We start from the raw sequence: 1,045 nt of genomic DNA, 5'->3' as shown, positions 1-1,045 counted from the left end.
CGGCTGGGGCCGCGCATCATGCAGCGGCTGGTGGCCGAGGCCTCCGGCGAGCAGAGCTTCCTGGAAAACGCGGCGCTGGCGGTGCAGGGCCGGCTGGGCTATCGCGCCAACCGCGCCGAAGACTACCTGCTGGGCTCGGTGCAGCGCATTCAGTCCGACACAGTGCTGGCGCAGGCGGGGGCCAGCTACCGGCTGAACCCTTACACCACGCTGCGCTCCGACAACAGCGTACTGCTGCCTACGCGGGCCTTCCTGTACCGGCGGCTGAGCGAGGGGGCCGATACGCTGCAGAATGTGGGCTACCGGCAGCGTGAACTCGATACCCGGCAGGAGCTGCGCTTTGCCCGGCCCCGGCTGCAAACCACCCTCAGCTTTGCCTACCGCGAGCGCCGGCGTGGCTACTACCTCGACAACTCGCGCAACCTGAGTGTGGCCCGGCTGGCCGCCGCCCTGGCCCGCGAGCAGGTAAAGGACATTACCGAGCAAACTACGCTGTGGCAGGGTAGCCTGACTTGGCTGCCTACCCCGCGCCACGCGCTGGCCCTGCTGGGCACGGCCCAGCTGCTGCGCGTGGATGCCCCCAGCAAAGACAACCAGCAGGTGCGCGACGAAGCCCAGCACCTGCTGCGCCTGACCTGGACCGGCCGCTGGGCCGGGGCCTTCCGCACCACGCTGGCCGTGGCGGGCGAGTACCGGCAAACGGTGTTCATCCGCGCCGGGCTGAGTGCCGAGAACTACATCGACCACCTGCTGCATTGGGAGCCGGGCTTCACTTGGGCGCCGGGCAAGTGGAGCATCCGTTCGCAGTATCACCTGTGGGTGAGCTACCAAGTACGCGACCAGGTCACCGAGCAGGCTCGCAACCGCGCCAGCCGCGTGCTCGAACAGAGCCAGAGCCTGAGCTACCAGCTACGGCCGCGCCTGCTGCTGCTGGCCGACTACCAGCGCCGCGAAAACCGCGTGGGCCAGCTCGACTGGACGCGCTTCCGCGAGAGCCCACTCGACACCAGCGTGACGCACGACCTGAACGTGGGCGCCCGCCAGA

General features: G+C 69.0%; 1 protein-coding gene. It reads left to right on the top strand.

Annotated features, from left to right (window positions below):
• Window positions 1-1,045 (top strand): hypothetical protein (locus tag ACYVDE_RS23985; protein ID WP_460504038.1); only part of this gene is annotated, 1,045 nt, incomplete at both ends.

The organism is Hymenobacter agri (assembly GCF_054778495.1).
Note: the sequence above shows the minus strand (reverse complement) of the source record. Positions and strands in the feature narration are given on the sequence as shown.